The sequence below is a fragment of the Glutamicibacter soli genome (genome assembly GCF_003309065.1).
GTDB lineage: Bacteria > Actinomycetota > Actinomycetes > Actinomycetales > Micrococcaceae > Glutamicibacter > Glutamicibacter soli.
Genome location: NZ_POAF01000001.1, coordinates 615657 through 630984, shown reverse-complemented (window position 1 = coordinate 630984; position 15328 = coordinate 615657). Strand labels below are relative to the sequence as shown.

Annotated in this window: 15 protein-coding genes; 8 read left to right on the top strand and 7 right to left on the bottom strand. The window is 65.4% G+C overall.

Annotated elements, in window-relative coordinates; translation table 11 throughout:
- Positions 1-74: 74 nt before the first annotated feature.
- Positions 75-2045, bottom strand: coding sequence for a TPM domain-containing protein (locus C1H84_RS02960; protein ID WP_280524249.1), 1971 nt, complete (start codon positions 2043-2045; stop codon positions 75-77).
- A 318-nt stretch (positions 2046-2363) separates the two neighbouring features.
- Here C1H84_RS02960 and C1H84_RS02955 point away from each other — a divergent pair, with 318 nt between their 5' ends.
- From C1H84_RS02955 to C1H84_RS02940, 4 genes are all read left to right on the top strand, one after another.
- Entirely contained in the window at positions 2364-3911 is a 1548-nt protein-coding gene (locus tag C1H84_RS02955; protein ID WP_047119530.1) for a S1C family serine protease, read from the top strand.
- 199 nt (positions 3912-4110) lie between these two features.
- Positions 4111-4932: an electron transfer flavoprotein subunit beta/FixA family protein gene (locus C1H84_RS02950; protein ID WP_113606484.1), complete on the top strand. Its 822-nt coding sequence runs from the start codon at positions 4111-4113 to the stop codon at positions 4930-4932.
- 13 nt (positions 4933-4945) lie between these two features.
- Entirely contained in the window at positions 4946-5890 is a 945-nt protein-coding gene (locus tag C1H84_RS02945; RefSeq protein ID WP_047119529.1) for an electron transfer flavoprotein subunit alpha/FixB family protein, read from the top strand.
- On the top strand, positions 5887-6648 hold the full coding sequence (locus tag C1H84_RS02940; protein WP_113606483.1) for a PIG-L deacetylase family protein: 762 nt from the start codon (positions 5887-5889) through the stop codon (positions 6646-6648). Before C1H84_RS02945 ends, C1H84_RS02940 begins: the two co-directional genes overlap by 4 nt.
- A gap of 82 nt (positions 6649-6730) precedes the next feature.
- Here the strand turns inward: C1H84_RS02940 and C1H84_RS02935 are convergent, their stop codons facing one another.
- From C1H84_RS02935 to C1H84_RS02925, 3 genes are all read right to left on the bottom strand, one after another.
- Complete coding sequence (locus tag C1H84_RS02935) at positions 6731-7336, bottom strand: anti-sigma factor domain-containing protein (RefSeq protein WP_113606482.1); 606 nt, start codon at positions 7334-7336, stop codon at positions 6731-6733.
- Between the two features lie 121 nt (positions 7337-7457).
- Positions 7458-7919 (bottom strand): tRNA (cytidine(34)-2'-O)-methyltransferase, encoded by a 462-nt coding sequence (locus C1H84_RS02930; RefSeq protein WP_047119526.1) that lies wholly within the window; start codon positions 7917-7919, stop codon positions 7458-7460.
- Between the two features lie 42 nt (positions 7920-7961).
- Complete coding sequence (locus C1H84_RS02925) at positions 7962-8861, bottom strand: J domain-containing protein (protein WP_160309085.1); 900 nt, start codon at positions 8859-8861, stop codon at positions 7962-7964.
- Between the two features lie 115 nt (positions 8862-8976).
- On the opposite strand from C1H84_RS02925, the gene C1H84_RS02920 reads away from it, so the two are divergent.
- Positions 8977-9876 (top strand): diacylglycerol/lipid kinase family protein, encoded by a 900-nt coding sequence (locus C1H84_RS02920; protein ID WP_113606480.1) that lies wholly within the window; start codon positions 8977-8979, stop codon positions 9874-9876.
- On the opposite strand, the gene C1H84_RS02915 is transcribed toward C1H84_RS02920, so the two are convergent.
- A complete protein-coding gene (locus C1H84_RS02915) occupies positions 9873-10610 on the bottom strand; it encodes a dihydrofolate reductase family protein (protein ID WP_053798426.1) in 738 nt (245 codons plus the stop codon). The genes C1H84_RS02920 and C1H84_RS02915 overlap by 4 nt on opposite strands.
- A gap of 17 nt (positions 10611-10627) precedes the next feature.
- Positions 10628-11554 carry a dihydropteroate synthase gene (gene folP, locus C1H84_RS02910; protein WP_053798425.1) on the bottom strand — a complete coding sequence of 309 codons (927 nt, stop codon included), beginning with the start codon at positions 11552-11554 and terminating at the stop codon, positions 10628-10630.
- A gap of 115 nt (positions 11555-11669) precedes the next feature.
- Here folP and C1H84_RS02905 point away from each other — a divergent pair, with 115 nt between their 5' ends.
- From C1H84_RS02905 to mnmA, 3 genes are read left to right on the top strand one after another with little or no spacing between them, the layout of a single operon-like run.
- Positions 11670-12476 carry a hypothetical protein gene (locus tag C1H84_RS02905; protein ID WP_047119523.1) on the top strand — a complete coding sequence of 269 codons (807 nt, stop codon included), beginning with the start codon at positions 11670-11672 and terminating at the stop codon, positions 12474-12476.
- A 29-nt stretch (positions 12477-12505) separates the two neighbouring features.
- Complete coding sequence (locus C1H84_RS02900; RefSeq protein WP_047119522.1) at positions 12506-13741, top strand: cysteine desulfurase family protein; 1236 nt, start codon at positions 12506-12508, stop codon at positions 13739-13741.
- Complete coding sequence (gene mnmA, locus C1H84_RS02895) at positions 13738-14874, top strand: tRNA 2-thiouridine(34) synthase MnmA (protein ID WP_113606479.1); 1137 nt, start codon at positions 13738-13740, stop codon at positions 14872-14874. The genes C1H84_RS02900 and mnmA overlap by 4 nt, the downstream gene beginning before the upstream one ends.
- Before the next feature lie 96 nt (positions 14875-14970).
- Here the strand turns inward: mnmA and C1H84_RS02890 are convergent, their stop codons facing one another.
- Complete coding sequence (locus C1H84_RS02890; protein ID WP_113606478.1) at positions 14971-15285, bottom strand: DUF2249 domain-containing protein; 315 nt, start codon at positions 15283-15285, stop codon at positions 14971-14973.
- Positions 15286-15328 lie beyond the last annotated feature (43 nt).

Below are 15328 nucleotides of genomic sequence, written 5' to 3'. Positions count from 1 at the left end.
GGTTGCCTCGTCCTGTCTGATTGATGATTATGAAATCGGGTCGTGCACACTTTGAAAAACACTTGGCCGACGGGCTAGAAGCTGCCGCCGCTTCCGCCGAAGCCGCCGCCGTCCCCTCCGCCGAAGCCTCCGCCGCCTCCACCGAAGCCGCCGAAACCACCGCCACCGAACATGCCGCCGTCGCCGTTGTTGCCGCCGCCGTGGAGGATCGAATCAATGAGGATTCCACCGAGCACGGCACCGCCGATGCCGTCGAACATTCCGCCGCGTCCGCGGCCACGGCCTCCGTAGCCGCCGCCGAAGACGTCCCCGCCGCCGAAACCGTTGACGTCCTGTTCAGCCATGCTTGCGGCCTGGTCGGCCAGCTGGATCGCGCGCTGTGCTGACGCAACTGCCGCGGACGGATTACGGTTGGCCTGCGAACGAGCGTCGTCGTAGGCGCGCTGCGCTTCGGAAAGCCGGGTGCGCGCCGAGGAGCGGACGCCGCCGCGGCGGGCACGAATGTAGTCCTCGGTGCCGTTGATCCGCGATTCGGCCGTATGCAGCAGGCTCTGCAGCTGCTCGCGTGCGGCTTGCTCCTGCTCTGCCTGGTTGCGCAGATTGGCCAGCGACGTCGCCAGCGGCTTGCTTGCCTGATCAAGCTGGGCAATGAGGGCCAGTGGGTTGTGCTTGCTACCTATCGACTGCTTGATGTTGTTCAAGGCGCTGAGCACGCCGGCAACGGGACCGGCCAAAGCAGGCTGGGAACCGTTGTTCACCAACGCCTGCGCCTGGGCTACATCCCGCGAGGCGAGCGCTACCGCGGATTCCAAATCCGATTCTGCCTGGCTTAGAGCCGTCGCCGACTTGTTGATGGCTTCAAGCAGGACTTCTGCCTGGTCCTGAGCTTCCTCGGCGTTCTGGATCAGCAGCGCGGCGTTCGCGCGGTCGCTGCCCAGCTGCTCGGAAGCCTGTTTCAGCGCCGAGGCGGCGAAGCTCAAACGGTCAGAGGCCTGCTTGGCATTGTCCAGGATTTGCGAAACCGCGGACTGGTCGTACTTGTCGGTGAGCTGTTCGAGGATCGCAACCCGGGCAGAGAGCTGCTGATTCAGCGGTTCCTGCTCGGCGGCAACTTCGGTGATCCGGGTTTCTGCGTTCTGCTCCAACTGGCGCAGTTTCTTGAAATCCTCGGCATGCTTCTGCAGCGTCTCATTGACCTGCCCGCAGCGATTGATAATTTCGCCGAGCCATGAACGCTGGTCTTGTTCGGTGTCCGGGATGTCGTCATCCAGCTGCTGCTGAAGACGGAACGATTCGGACAGGTGCTGCTTGGCTTGGGCCAGGTCCTGGGTGAACACCTCGATGGACTCTTTGCCGTATTGGGCTTCGGCGAATCCCAGCTCCTGTTCGGAGGAGCGGATTGAGTCATCTGCAGCGACGAGCAGCTGGTCAGCTTGCCGGCGCAGCTGATCCAGTGGAACCAGCTGCTGTTGCGGTACGCCGGAGGATCCGGGGCGCTGTCCTGTTGGTAGCTGCGCTGACTTCGACTTTCCGCGGCGGCTCAACACCATGAAGGCGACGACAGCGCCACCGGCGATGACGATCATGACCCAGAAGAAGCTGAAGCCGGAGGAAGAATTGGAAGAACCGCTTCCGGCGATGGCTCCGCTGTCGACATTCTCAATACCCGCAATGGCGCCCTCTGCAGCACCCAGCCAATCGTCGTCGCTCAAGGCAGGCAGAACGTCATTCGAGAAGATCTCTTGACGGTACTCGTTCACCGGGCTGTTGTTGGAACTACCCAGGAATGCTTGGCGTGACTCGGTGCCGACCACCAAGATGACATCGTTCGTGCCCATGTTCTTCTTGTTGAAGACTTCCTTAGCCCAGTCTTGGGGATTCTCTGGATTAGTGAACTCATCGACATAGATAGCGAATAGGCTGTAACCAGTGTCCTTGCGCAGCTGCGAAATCTGGTCTTCCAGCTGCGACACATCTGAACCAAGTACGTTTGAATTGTCAACAACGAAGTCGCCGGGAGGTATCGTGACCGGAGATTCCGCCATGGCCGGCGATGTCAAACCCACCGCGGCCACTGAGGCCAATAGTGCTCCGGCCACTATGCGCCGAGCTTTGCTACTCATGCTTTCCCCACCTGAACTGCTATGTCGAACTAAAACCAAGGGTGAAACCCCGATTTGGTAAATACAGGAAGCCGTATTCACACTTCGATTTGATTCTATTTGCCCCAGTGAAGCACGTCTACGACATTCCGCTTCCAGAATAGTTACTCACAGGGCGTGCTAAGTTTGCGCAGTTTCATGCCACAGAACGCAACGGAATAATCGAATTCAAGAGATCCTAGAGTCGAAAGAGACGGAACAATGAGCCAGAACCCGAACGAGCCACGCGACAACACTGCTGGTGGCTCTGCACACTCGGGAAGCAATCCCGATGTCAATGTGCCGGCATCGTCTGAGCCGACAGTCAACCTTCCCCGGGTCGGCCAGAACCCCCAGGGCACCGATCAGCCGACCGCCGCCTACCCGCGCTCCAACCACAGCGAGGACGCAACTTCGGAGTACCAGCACGCCGGGGCAGGAAGCTCATACAACTACTCGAATGCCTCGGAGAACACGTCGAGCGCCGCCTATGGTTCGGGGTACTCCGCCTCGGACTCGCAGCACGTGAACTACCCGGTGCCGCCTGAACGCAAGCCATCGGGCAAGAAGACCTTCGCCGGCACCACCCTGGTTTCCGGCATGGTCGCCGCGGCCCTGGTCGGCGGCCTGGCCGCTGCGGGAACGACCTACTTCCTCTCGGACACGGGAAGCGGCAACGGCACCACCACCCCAGCCCCGCAGGCGGGGGTCGTGATCAACAATCCCAACTCCGTCACCGAAGTCACTGCGGCAGCCGCCAAGGCCAGCCCCAGCGTGGTGACCATCGAAGTTTCCGGTGGCGGTTCCAGCGGATCGGGTTCGGGCATCATCCTGGACAATGAAGGCCACATCCTCACGAACACCCACGTGGTGACGCTGGGCGGCAAGGTGGCTGACCCCGACATTTCGGTGCAGACCAATGACGGACAGGTCTACAGCGCGAAGGTCGTCGGCACCGACCCGATGTCGGATCTGGCCGTGATCAAGATCGATGCCAGCAACCTGGTACCGGCAACCCTCGGTAGTTCCGCGGACCTGAACGTCGGCGACACCTCGGTGGCCATCGGCGCACCTCTGGGATTGAGCGGCACGGTGACCGACGGCATCATCTCGACACTGAACCGCACGATTTCCATCGCATCCTCGGCAGTGCCTGAAAACACCGCGCCTGAAAGCAACGGCGACAACGGAAGCCAATTCAACTTCCAGTTCCCCGGCGAAGAACAGCAGCAGCGCTCGGCCGGCACCATCTACGTCAACGTCATCCAGACCGACGCGGCCATCAACCACGGCAACTCGGGTGGTGCGCTGGTCAACTCCAAGGGCGAAATCATCGGCGTCAATGTCGCCATCGCCTCGGCCGGCGGCACCGAGGACTCCGGTTCCATCGGCGTGGGCTTCGCCATCCCGATCGATTACGCCAAGCGCATCGCGAACGACCTGATCGCCAACGGCACCGCCACCCACGGTTTGCTGGGGGCCACCGTCCAGGCTACGGCAGGAGCCAAGGATTCATCCGGCGCCGCGACCACCTCCTTTTCGGTAGGCGCGACCATCGTCGATGTCACCAAGGGTTCGGCTGCGGACAAGGCCGGGCTGAAGTCCGGGGACGTGATCACCTCGGTCAACGGCCGAGCGGTCCGCGACTCGCAGACCGTCACGGCAGCGGTCCGCGAGGTGCCGGCCGGTGGCGAAGCGAAGATCACGTACCTGCGCAACGGGCAGGAGAATACCGCAACGGCCACTGTGGGTTCGTTGAGCAGCAACTAAATATGACTCCAAAAGTCGTCATATTGTCATTGTGAGACACGTGACGCGGTCTGGTGATTAACCAACCGCGTCACGTGTTGATCTCTGAGCGATAAACGGCAACGGGGTGGCCGTTGGTGGATACGATAGAGGCAGATGAAAACTTCCGGCGCCAGATGCCCTGCGCGGCCGGATTCCTTATACTTCGAGGAAGGCGCGAATGAGCGACGCGAGCACTACGCCACTGACCATCGTGGTCTTGGTCAAACATGTCCCAGATGTCCAGTTTGACCGGCATATCGACCAGGAATCCCTGCGGCTGGACCGGTCCGAGTCGGTTCTTTCGGAACTGGACGAGTACGCCGTCGAGGCGGCGCTGGCCCTCGTAGAGGACAACGGAGGGTTCGCGGCGGGTCACCAGGTCATCGCGGCGACCATGGGAGCAGGCAGCTCGGTGAATTCGGTCAAGAAGGCGCTGCAGATGGGCGCCTCCTCGGGGCTCCACCTGAATGACGCAGCGCTCGCCGGTTCGGACGCCGTGGCTACCTCCAAAGCCCTGGCGGCATTGGTGCGCCACGTGCCCAATGTGGATCTCGTGGTCACCGGCATGGCATCCACCGACGCCGAAACCTCGGTGGTTCCGGCGCAGCTCGCCGAACTGCTCGGCTTCGCCCAGCTGACCCATGCCGCCTCGGTGGCCTTCGATGCCTCGGCCCGCGAGCTGACCGTCGACCGCGAGCACCTGAATCAGCGTGTGACCCTCAAGGCAGGCCTTCCTGCCGTACTGTCGGTTACCGATCAGGCCAACGACCCGCGCTACCCGAACTTCAAGGGCATCATGGCCGCGAAGAAGAAAAGCATCGAGGAAGTCGATTTGGCCGGTATCGGCCTGGCTGCGCAGGAAGTCGGGGCTGAGGGCTCCACCACCTCGGTGCTGGCCGCCGAGCAGCGCCCTGCCCGGCCAGCCGGCACCATCATCCATGACAGCGGCGACGCAGGCATTGCCCTGGTCGACTTCCTGGCCGCACAGAAGCTGATCTAAGGACCTATTGAACATGTCTTCTGCACTTGTATTTTTCACCGACCTCAGCGCCGCACCCGGCAAGGCGCAGCGCGAGCTGCTGACCTTGGCCTCGCGCTTCGGGACCGCTGTGGTGGCCGCCGCCACCGAGATTTCCGCCGAGGCCCGCGAGGCCATCGCGGGCTACGGCATCGGCACCGCCTTGCAGGCGGCCAATCCGGGGCGGGGATTCGGCGAGCATGAGCTGGCAGTGCTGGATGCCGCACTGCAGCACACCGATGCGGACCTGGTGCTGCTGGGCAACGACAGCTTCAGCCGCGAACTCGGCGCACGCATCGCGGTACGCCGCAATGCCGCCATCGTCACCGACGTGATCGACGTATCCGCCGAACTGATCGCCACCAAGGATGAGCTCGCCGGAAGCTACACCGCCAGCGCGAAGTCCACCACCGGCGTGCTGATCGCCGCCGTCAAGCCCAACAGCATTGAGGACGCACCGGCAGGCTCCGCAGGCACCGTGCAGGTCACGGATCTGGTCCTCGGCGACGCGGCAGCGCCGAAGGTGAGCATCGTGGCCGTGGAGGAGAAGGTCGCCTCGGAACGTCCGTCGCTGAGCGAAGCCCGCGTGGTGGTTGCCGGCGGGCGCGGCGTCGACGGCGACTTCGGTCCCCTGGAAGACCTTGCCGACGCGCTGGGCGCCGCCATCGGCGCTTCGCGCGCCGCGACCGACGCCGGGTGGATTTCCCATGACGCGCAGGTGGGCCAGACGGGCGTCACCGTGTCGCCGCAGCTGTATATCTCTGCCGGAATCTCCGGGGCGATCCAGCAGAAGGCCGGAATGCAGACTAGCAAGTACATCATCGCAGTGAACAAGGACGTCGACGCGCCGGTCTTCGACATCGCGGATCTGGGGATCGTCGGGGATCTGGCCAAGGTGCTGCCGCAGGCCGCCGCGGAGATCAGGCGCCGCCGAGCATGATCGATACAACCCAATTCATCACTGCCCAAACCGAACGGGTTCTGGCCTTCGCCGCCCACCCGGACGACCTGGACTTCGGTGCGGCCGGAACCATCGCCGCGCTCACTGCGGCCGGTGTCGAGGTGCAGTACTGCATCATGACCGACGGGGACGCTGGCGGATTCGACGAACGCGACCCGCAGGAGACCGCGCGCCTGCGCCACCTGGAGCAGACCGTGGCAGCCTCGAAGGTCGGCGTGAGCACCGTGCACTTCCTCGGTGAGCGCGACGGCTTTCTGGAGCCCACCCATGAGGTCATCCGCAAGGTGGTGCGCCTGATCCGCCAGGTGCGCCCCACCATCGTGATGGCCATGCACCCCGAACGCAACTGGGACCGCATCCAGCGCTCGCATCCGGATCACCTGGCCTGCGGCGAAGCGGTCACCCAGGCGATCTACCCGGCTGTGGAGAACCCCTTCGCCTACCCGGAACTGGTGAGCGACGAGGGCCTGAACGCGTACAAGGTGCCTTGGCTGTGGCTCTACGGGGCTCCGCGCGAGAGGGAAAACGGTTTCGTGGACATCACGAAGTTCTTCGAGCAGAAGATGGATGCGCTGCGGGCTCATTTCACCCAGCACCCCGACGTCGCCTCCATGGAACGCTTCGTGGAGCACCAGTGCCGGACGAATGCCGAACGCGGGGGGCTGCCAGCCGAAGCGCTGGCCGAATCCTTCCACCTGGTCGCCGTGAACGCGGACGACACGATTTCGGGCTTCTAGCGCCGGAGATCATCAAAGCACAAAACGCGAGGCGCGTTCCCGAAAGGGAACGCGCCTCGCGTTTTGCGGTCTTGGACGGCGTCTAGTCGTCCGCGCCCGGGGCGTTGGCGCCGCCGGCGCCGTTGTCCTGGGCGTCCGGAACCTCGGAGGCGGCCGGATCCAGCGGCAGGTCCACCGAAGCCTCGGTGTCCTCCGACGGAGCCGAAGGAATCGAGGATCCTTCGACGGTGATGTGGATGGCCAGGACATCGCTGGCCGGGGTCAATCCCGCATCGACGTCGTCTCCGGTGGACGAGGCGACAACGGAAACACCGGTTTCCTCATGGACGGCCCACACGACATACTGCTGGCCGTCGGCAAGACCCGGCAGGCTGGTCAGTTCCACGCCGATGGCGTCTTCCGATTCGGAGGAGCTGAGGACGGCCTGGCCGCCGTTCTTGAGCTGGATGGTCTGCGTCACCGCGTCATCGGCCTTCGCAGCCTTGGACGCCTTGGGGCCGCCGTTGAGCAGCGAGAAGACCACGAGAGCGAGAACCGCAACGATCACGACGCCGACAACACCGAGGATCCAGCGCTTCGGCTTGGAGCTCCTCTCGGCGCGTGAACTGCTGGCCACTTGGTCAACCAGGTCTAGACCCAGGTCGTCGTCCTGGGGCTCGTCGCGGTGCTGGGAATGGCTACCGTTCATTGTCTTGGTTTCTCCCGGGGTTGTGGTCAAAGTTCAATACCTGCTGATCCGCAGGCACATATCGAGCCTACTTTATAAAGATTGGGTAAACCTGTATACGTGGCCGTACTTCGCTGGTACTTTATGCTCCGGCAAAGCCGTGCTGGCGCCACGCCTCGAAGGCCACGATGGACGCAGCATTAGCCAGATTCAGCGAGCGGCGGCCCGGGAGCATGGGAAGCTTGACCAGGTCGGTGACGCGGGGATGCTTCTTGTCCTCGGCGCTCAGGCCCACCGATTCCTTGCCGAAGAGCAGGATGTCGCTCGGCTCATAGCTGATATCGCTGTAGATGGTCTGGCCTTCGGAGGTGTAGGCGAAGACCCTGCCTTCCCCGAGAGCTTCGAAGGCGGCCTCGAGATTTTCGTGCACGGTCACGAACGCCAGATCGTGGTAGTCCAGGCCGGCGCGACGCAGGTTCGCGTCCTCGAAGTTGAATCCTAGGGGTTTGACCAGATGCAGTTCTGCACCGGTGATGGCAGATAGTCGGATGGCATTGCCCGAGTTGCCGGGAATTTCTGGGGCATTGAAAACGATACGAAACACACTTCCAGTTTAAGGGGTGCGAGCGCAGATCGATTCATCGGCCTAGTACATGCCGCCGATCAGCCGGGCGAGGACTTCGCGGTCCACGACATTCGGAGAGGGCCCGGAGCCGAGGAACAGCTTGAGCTCGCGCACCAGACCCGCCGCATTGAGCACGTTGGCGGAGCTGGCGAGCGAAGGCTGGGCATTGCGGTGGTACTCGATCACCGGTTCGTGGTGGTTCCCGTTGGAAGCCAGGACCAGCGTGTAGGCGGCGACGTTCATCTGCATGAAGGCCCGCTGCATGCCTGAGATCTGGATTTCCGGGGGCTGGGTCATCTTGTTGCCGTGCCGCAGCACCGAGCCGTCGAAGGCGTAGTAGCCCTCAGGCAGGGTCATCGTGTTGATCACTGCCATCCGGTATCCGGCGGTCAGCACGTGGTCGTAGTGGCCGCCGTTGGGGGAGCGCAGCCCGTTGACTAGGCGTGCCGCCGGGAGCACGTTGAGCACGTTTCTGCTCAGCAGACTGATGGTCGTGGCTTCGCGTTGCAGCCTCGAACGGGAACTGAACAGTCCACGCTTGCGCGGTTCCCCGTGCATCCGCTGCGCGGATCGCTTGGAGTCCAGGGTGGTGAAGTTGACATCGTCCAGCGGCGGAACGTACTCGGTGGGCAGCTGGGCCTTGGGCTGCTGCGGCGTGGTGCGCAGCCGCTCGTCGTACTGGCGGGCGCTGAAGCCTGCCCGCGGCGCCTGGCCCGGCGCCTGGAAGCTGCGCTCGAAGGAGTCATCGGACTGCTGGTCGCTGAGTTGCTGGAACGCGCGCTGGACTTCCTTGAAGGCGTCTTCGCTCCCGCCCAAGTCCGGATGCGTGGCACGGGCAGCCCTGCGGTAGGCAACCTTGATTTCTTCCATGCTTGCCGTGCGGGATACGCCAAGGATTTCATGGGGGCTCGGCGAGCTCATAGTCAGGCAAGTTCCTTTCGAGGCGGCGCATTGTCGCCGACCCTCTCTATGGTATCGAAAGACCTGTGGCCAATGCTTTTCGAAACTGTACGTTCGCTGAGTATTGTCTATAGGCATGGCCACCCAGCAACGCTTCGAGCGCCTTCAGATCGTTTTCCACCCCGCCTCGGGCAGGGGACTGGGATGGCGCCGCGCCAGGCAGTTGGCCGGACGGCTGGCGGATGCGGGCACCGTGGCGCACCTGCTCGACGTCTCCTCCCAGCCGACGGCGCGGATCGCCGCGCAGCTGAAGTCCGCGGACGCAGTGGTGGTCGTGGGCGGTGACGGGCTGATCCACCACGTGGTGCAGGTCCTGGCACGAACCGGGATTCCGCTCGGGATCATCCCGGCGGGCAGCGGCAACGATACCTGGCGCATGCTCCGGGACGCCAATCCGGCGCAGTCGATGGACCGGGTCGCCGCATTCATCGCCGGGAGCGCTGCAGCGCACCCGGTCGACCTGTTGGAAGTCGAATTCGACGAGGCCCCGCAGATCGTGCGGCTGACTGTCGGAGCGATCTCCTGGGGATTCGAGGCAACGGTCAACGCCCGCGCCAACCGGCTGCCGCGCCGGCTGGGTTCGCTGCGCTATGTCGCCGCGCTGCTGCTATGCATCCCGAAGCTCAAGGCCTTCTGCACCGAGGTCGACACCGGCGGGCTGGAGTACCGGGGACCGGCGTTGGCCGCGAGCATCGCCAATATCCGTTCGCTGGGCGGCGGCATCACGTTGTTCGCTTCGGCCGAATTCGACGACGGGCTGGCGGACCTGTCGCTGGTGCGCGGCGAGCGGATCGCCCCGGTGCTCAGGCATGTACCGCGGATACTTGCCGGGAGAAACCATCCGTTCCGGGTCGCCGTCAGGGCGAAGGCATTCCGCGTGGAGACCTCGGAAGACTGCTACGCCGACGGTGAACTGCTGGGCCGCGGAGCATTCAGCGTGCGGGTTGCTCCCGGCGCACTGCACCTGATGCGCTAGCGGTCGGCGCGGTACTCCGCGAACAGCATCGAGTCTTCCTCCAGCAGGGTATGCAGCGTCAGGCTGCGCTGCTGCTCGCTCTGCGAGCGGGCGATGCGCGACCCCGCGCCGGCGGCCAGGACCGGGGAGTAGCTCACGCACAGGGAATCGACCTGGCCGGCGGCGACGAATTGCCCGAAGATGTGTGGTCCGCCTTCGGCATGGATGGCCTGCAGGCCCCGCGAATCGAGGTCGGCGACGATCTGCGCCGGGTCCGGGCCCTGGCCGTTGTCCGCGACCTGGACCAGCTGGACATGCTCCGGATAGCTGTCGCGCTGCTGCCCGGTGACCTGCTCGCAGGTGTAGAGCAGCACCGGCCCGGGCGAGGACGTCAGCACCTCGGCGTCCGGGGCGATGGACAGATGGTAGGACACGATGGCGAGCACCGGGTGGGCGCCCAGCCCGCGGGCGGTGCGCCAGGCCTGGTCCGCGTCGGAGACCAGCGGGCCGGCGTACCCCTCGGCGTGGACCGTGCCGGAGCCGACCAGCACCACCTGCGCCGGCCGGCGCAGGAGGTTGAAGATCCTTTGGTCCCCGTCGGAGCCGAGCGCTGCCGACAGCCCGCCGAGCTGCGCGCTGCCGTCGACGCTGGAGACGAAGTTGAAGCGGACGAACGGCCGCCGGGTGCTGGCGTAGCGGGAGAGCAGATACTCGTCGTCGACGTGGTCAATGGGCTGGGGCAGCAGGGCTCGCATGGATCTCCTCGGATGCTCTAGGCGCTGGCTTTGCGTTCGGGATGCGCCGGGGGATTGACGTCTCCCATATTGTGGATCTGCCGCACCGGCTGGCGCCAGCCCTGGGCGGCTTCGATCAGACGCACGGTCTGCACGGATTCCGGGATGTTGTGCATCCGCAGGATCCGCGCCCCGCCCATGGCGCACATCGTGGCCGCGACCATGGAACCGAGCATGCGCTCGGACTTCGGCAGGTCCAGGGTCTCCCCGATGAAGTCCTTGTTGGACACCGCCGCCAGAGCCGGGTAGCCCAGTTCGGCGATGGCCTGGAAACCGGCGGTCAGATCGAGAGTATGGCGGGTGTTCTTGTTCAGGTCGTGCCCGGGGTCGACGATGAGCTTCGAATCCTTGATGCCGACGTCCTTGGCCAGCTGAACCTTGTCCTGCAGGTAGCGGCGCACCTCGGCTAGCACGTCGTCGTAGTGCGGGCGGGGGTAGGTGGTGCGGGGCTTGGCCAGCGAATGGGTCAGCACCAGGTGCACGTCGTTCTCGGCCACCACCTTGGCCAGCTCGGGGTAGGCCAGGCCGGTGGTGTCGTTGATGACGTCGGCGCCGGCGTCGATGGCCGCCTGCGCGACCAGAGGGTGGAAGGTGTCGGCGGAAATCACCACGTCGCTGTGGCGGCGCACCTCGCGGATGACCGGGACCACGCGCTCCGCCTCCTCCCGCCAGGGCAGTTCCGGTCCCGGGGAAAACGGCACCCCGCCGATGTCCACCCAGTCCGCCCCGGCCTCCACCGCGCGCAGCGCCGCCGCCACCGCCTCGTCCAGCCCGAACGTCGACCCGGCGTCGTAGAAGGAATCCGGAGTGCGGTTAATCACCGCCATCACCGCGATCCGGCGCGAGAAATCGATGCTCCGGCGGGCGAACTGGTGAACCGGGACCAGCAGATCTGGCAAGTACATCGGTGGCGGCTCCCTTGAAGTGGCTGGCTGACGGGTTCGGACCTACTTCATCATTCATATCACTGCACCGGGCAAAACCCGTGGTGGCAGGCGTTCGGCTCGGTAGTCTTAGGACATGCAGTTTTCCCATGTATCCGCTGAATACGGCCAATGGATCATCGACGCCTGCGCCGATGCCGACCCGCTGACGGTCACCGCCCAGGTGCCGGTCGGCTATGAACGCTATGCCCGCATCCTGCATCCGGCGCTGGACGAGGAGGACCGGCAGGTGCGCTGGTCCACCGTGGCCGCCAGCCGCCACCACGTGCTGACCGCCGCCGATTCGTTTGAAACGGTTGCCGGACTGGATGCCCAGGGCAACCCGGTTGCCGAGGACGCCTGGGTCGACACCGACCTGCCGCTGGACGAGCTGCCGGCGAACCAGTGGAAGGACCTGGCCCTGCAGCTGATCCAGGCCAGCGGGAAGCAGGACTTCGTGCTGGGCCTCTGGGCGGGCTATGCCTTCATTGAAGGCGGCGAGCGCATCCAGATCGAGCTGGAACCGGATCCTGCGCTGAGCGACGAGCAGAATGCCGCGGCCCATGCCGCCGCGCTCGCCGAGGCGCAGAAGCCGGCCTTCGCGGTTCAGGACCTGGCCCCCGGTCCGCTGGACCTGGGCGGCGGCTACCGCAACTACCACCTATTCCAGGCCGACGCGGCGTTCCTGAGCGACCCGCTGTGGGCGAAGACTGCGGCGGGGGAGCAGCGCCAGCGTCCCGCGCTGGTGTTCCCCGAGGACCGTTCGTGGATGCTGTCCACCGAGCCCTATGATGACTGCACGCTGATCGGCGGGCCCTCCGCGCTGATCGAGGCGATCTTGAAGGATCCGGGCCTCGAAGCCATCGAGGTCGGGCAATTCACACGGATCGGCCATTCAAACTAGGTGCGCGAAGCTCGTACCATGGAAGGGATATGAATACTTCCGCCGTATACCTGGACCACGCGGCAACCACGGACATGACCCCGGCGGCGCTGGCCGCCATCACCGCCCAGTTCGCTGCCACCGGCAACCCCTCGTCGCTGCATGCGGCTGGCCGTCGCGCCAACCGCGTGGTCGATGATGCGCGCATCGCGATCGCGGCCGCGGCCGGCGCGCATTCCAGCGAGCTGATCTTCACCTCCGGCGGCACCGAATCAGACAACTTGGCGCTCAAGGGCCTGTTCTGGAACCGCGTGGACTCCAACCCCGCGGCGCGGATGATCCTGGTATCCGGGATCGAGCACCATGCGGTGCTGGACACCGTCACCTGGCTGGCAGAGCACGAGCAGGCCGAACTGTGCTGGATGCCGGTGGACGCCGACGGCGTGCTGGACCTGGACGGCGTGCGCGCCCTGCTCGATGAGCACCACGAACGCATCGCGCTGGGCACCATCATGTGGGCCAACAACGAGGTCGGCACCGTGCAGCCGGTCCCTGAATTCGCGGCCCTGCTGGCCGGGTACGGGATCCCCGCGCACAGCGACGCGGTGCAGGCTTTCGGCGCGGTGCCCACCGACTTCGCGGCCTCGAAGCTGGCGGCCATGTCCATCAGCGCCCACAAGATCGGCGGCCCGGTGGGCATCGGCGGACTGCTGGTGCGCCGCGACGTGACCCTGATGCCGGTCCAGCATGGCGGAGGACATGAACGGAAAATGCGTTCGGGAACGCTGAACGCGGCGGCGGCGGCAGGCTTCGCCGCGGCCGCCACGGAAGTCGCGGAGCACCTCGCCGAGGAAGCCGCGCGGCTGAGCGGGTTGCGCGAATACGCGGTGCAGCGGATTTCGCAGCTGGTCCCCGAGGCGGTGCTCAACGGCCCGCGCGACGCGGAGAACCGGGGCGCCCGGCTGCCGGGGAACCTGCACTTCACCTTCCCCGAATGCGAGGGGGATTCACTGCTGTTCGTGCTGGACATGCTGGGGATCGCCTCCTCCACCGGATCGGCGTGCACAGCCGGGGTCCCGCAGCCCTCCCATGTGCTGCTGGCAATGGGCCGGGATGCCCGGTCGGCGCGCAGTGTGCAACGTTTCACACTGGGGCATAGATCCACCCGGGCAGACGTTGACGCATTATTGGAAGCCTTGCCGCAGGCCTATGAGCGGGCAAGGAAGGCTGGAATGGCAGCCGATGAAAGCAGCATCCACACGGCAGGAACGGGTTTTACGCGATGAAGGTACTAGCAGCAATGTCCGGCGGCGTGGACTCGGCGGTCGCCGCGGCCCGTGCGGTCGAGGCCGGCCACGACGTGGTCGGCGTGCACCTGGCCCTCTCGCGCATGCCCGGAACCCTGCGCACCGGCTCGCGCGGCTGCTGCACGGTGGAGGACTCCAACGACGCCTGGCGCGCCTGCGACAAGCTGGGCATCCCGTTCTACGTGTGGGATTTCTCCGACCGTTTCGCCGAGGACGTGGTGGACGACTTCGTTTCGGAGTACGAGGCAGGCCGCACCCCGAACCCGTGCATGCGCTGCAATGAGAAGATCAAGTTCGCCGCCCTGCTGGAAAAGGCGCTGGCCCTGGGCTTCGACGCGGTCTGCACCGGCCACTACGCCAAGGTGCTGCGCGACGAGCAGGGCAATCCGGAACTGCACCGCGCCGCCGACTGGGCCAAGGACCAGTCCTATGTGCTGGGTGTGCTGACCCACGAGCAGCTGGAGCACTGCATGTTCCCGCTGGCCGAAACCCCGTCCAAGGCCGAGGTGCGCGCCGAGGCGGCCGCCCGCGGCCTGACCGTGGCGAACAAGCCGGACAGCTACGACATCTGCTTCATCCCCGACGGCGACACCCGCGGCTGGCTGGCCGAACGCATCGAGATGAAGCCCGGCGCGATCGTCGACCACGAGGGCAACGAGCTCGGCGAGCACGCCGGAGCCCAGGCCTTCACCGTCGGGCAGCGCAAGGGGCTGCGCCTGGGCCGCCCGGCTGCGGACGGCAAGCCGCGCTTCGTGCTGGAGATCCGCCCGAAGGAAAACAAGGTCATCGTCGGCCCGGAGGCCCTGCTGGCCGTGGACCAGCTGCGCGGCATCCGCATCTCCTGGGCCGGACTGCCCATCGGGGAAGTGGCCAGCGGCGCCGAATTCGACTGCATGGTGCAGGTGCGCGCCCACGGCGACCCGGTCGCCGCGGTGGCCCACATGGAACGCTCGGCCGAGGGCCGCGACGAACTGGTGGTCAACCTGCCCGAAGGAATGCGCGGCGTCGCCCCGGGCCAGACCATGGTCGTCTACCAGGGCAGCCGAGTGCTGGGCCAGGCGACCATCGACTCCGCCCGCTCCAGCGCCTGGGATCCGGCGAAGGTCGGATAACGCGCCCCAAGGATTGCGCTTCACGAGCGATGGCCCCGGCCTGCGCGAAACCTCAACGGGTTTCGCGCAGGCCGGGGCCATCGCTGTTTCGACCGGCTAGCTGCGCACGAACTTGAGCTTCCACCGCTGCGGGCCTTCTTCGAGGTAGCTGACCTCGAAGACCGTCGCATCGCGCTGCCGCAGCTGGGCCAGCAGCGGCAGCGGATTATGCGTGGCCGACAGCACCAGGCCTGCGCCGGGCCGCAATGAATCCAGCGCGCCGAAGATGGCCGCGTGGCGGACCGCATGGGGGATCGCCTGGACATCGAGCTGGGGGAGGTCCTCGTCATGCCCGCCGCAGGCGCAGCCGCCCGGTGCCTGCTGCTTCAGGGCTTCTTCCCTGCTGCCGGAAATCTCGATGCGTTCTGTCATGATCTGCTCCCTTGCCCTGGTCCGGCGTCGTCGCGTGGGGCGC

Excerpts from the sequence above, each read along its gene's own strand:
- C1H84_RS02960 (WP_280524249.1), bottom strand. The coding sequence starts at position 2,045 with ATGGCGGAATCTCCGGTCACGATACCTCCCGGCGACTTCGTTGTTGAC.
- C1H84_RS02955 (WP_047119530.1), top strand. The coding sequence starts at position 2,364 with ATGAGCCAGAACCCGAACGAGCCACGCGACAACACTGCTGGTGGCTCT.
- C1H84_RS02950 (WP_113606484.1), top strand. The coding sequence starts at position 4,111 with ATGAGCGACGCGAGCACTACGCCACTGACCATCGTGGTCTTGGTCAAA.
- C1H84_RS02945 (WP_047119529.1), top strand. The coding sequence starts at position 4,946 with ATGTCTTCTGCACTTGTATTTTTCACCGACCTCAGCGCCGCACCCGGC.
- C1H84_RS02940 (WP_113606483.1), top strand. The coding sequence starts at position 5,887 with ATGATCGATACAACCCAATTCATCACTGCCCAAACCGAACGGGTTCTG.
- C1H84_RS02935 (WP_113606482.1), bottom strand. The coding sequence starts at position 7,336 with ATGAACGGTAGCCATTCCCAGCACCGCGACGAGCCCCAGGACGACGAC.
- C1H84_RS02925 (WP_160309085.1), bottom strand. The coding sequence starts at position 8,861 with ATGAGCTCGCCGAGCCCCCATGAAATCCTTGGCGTATCCCGCACGGCA.
- C1H84_RS02920 (WP_113606480.1), top strand. The coding sequence starts at position 8,977 with ATGGCCACCCAGCAACGCTTCGAGCGCCTTCAGATCGTTTTCCACCCC.
- C1H84_RS02915 (WP_053798426.1), bottom strand. The coding sequence starts at position 10,610 with ATGCGAGCCCTGCTGCCCCAGCCCATTGACCACGTCGACGACGAGTAT.
- folP (WP_053798425.1), bottom strand. The coding sequence starts at position 11,554 with ATGTACTTGCCAGATCTGCTGGTCCCGGTTCACCAGTTCGCCCGCCGG.
- C1H84_RS02905 (WP_047119523.1), top strand. The coding sequence starts at position 11,670 with ATGCAGTTTTCCCATGTATCCGCTGAATACGGCCAATGGATCATCGAC.
- C1H84_RS02900 (WP_047119522.1), top strand. The coding sequence starts at position 12,506 with ATGAATACTTCCGCCGTATACCTGGACCACGCGGCAACCACGGACATG.
- mnmA (WP_113606479.1), top strand. The coding sequence starts at position 13,738 with ATGAAGGTACTAGCAGCAATGTCCGGCGGCGTGGACTCGGCGGTCGCC.
- C1H84_RS02890 (WP_113606478.1), bottom strand. The coding sequence starts at position 15,285 with ATGACAGAACGCATCGAGATTTCCGGCAGCAGGGAAGAAGCCCTGAAG.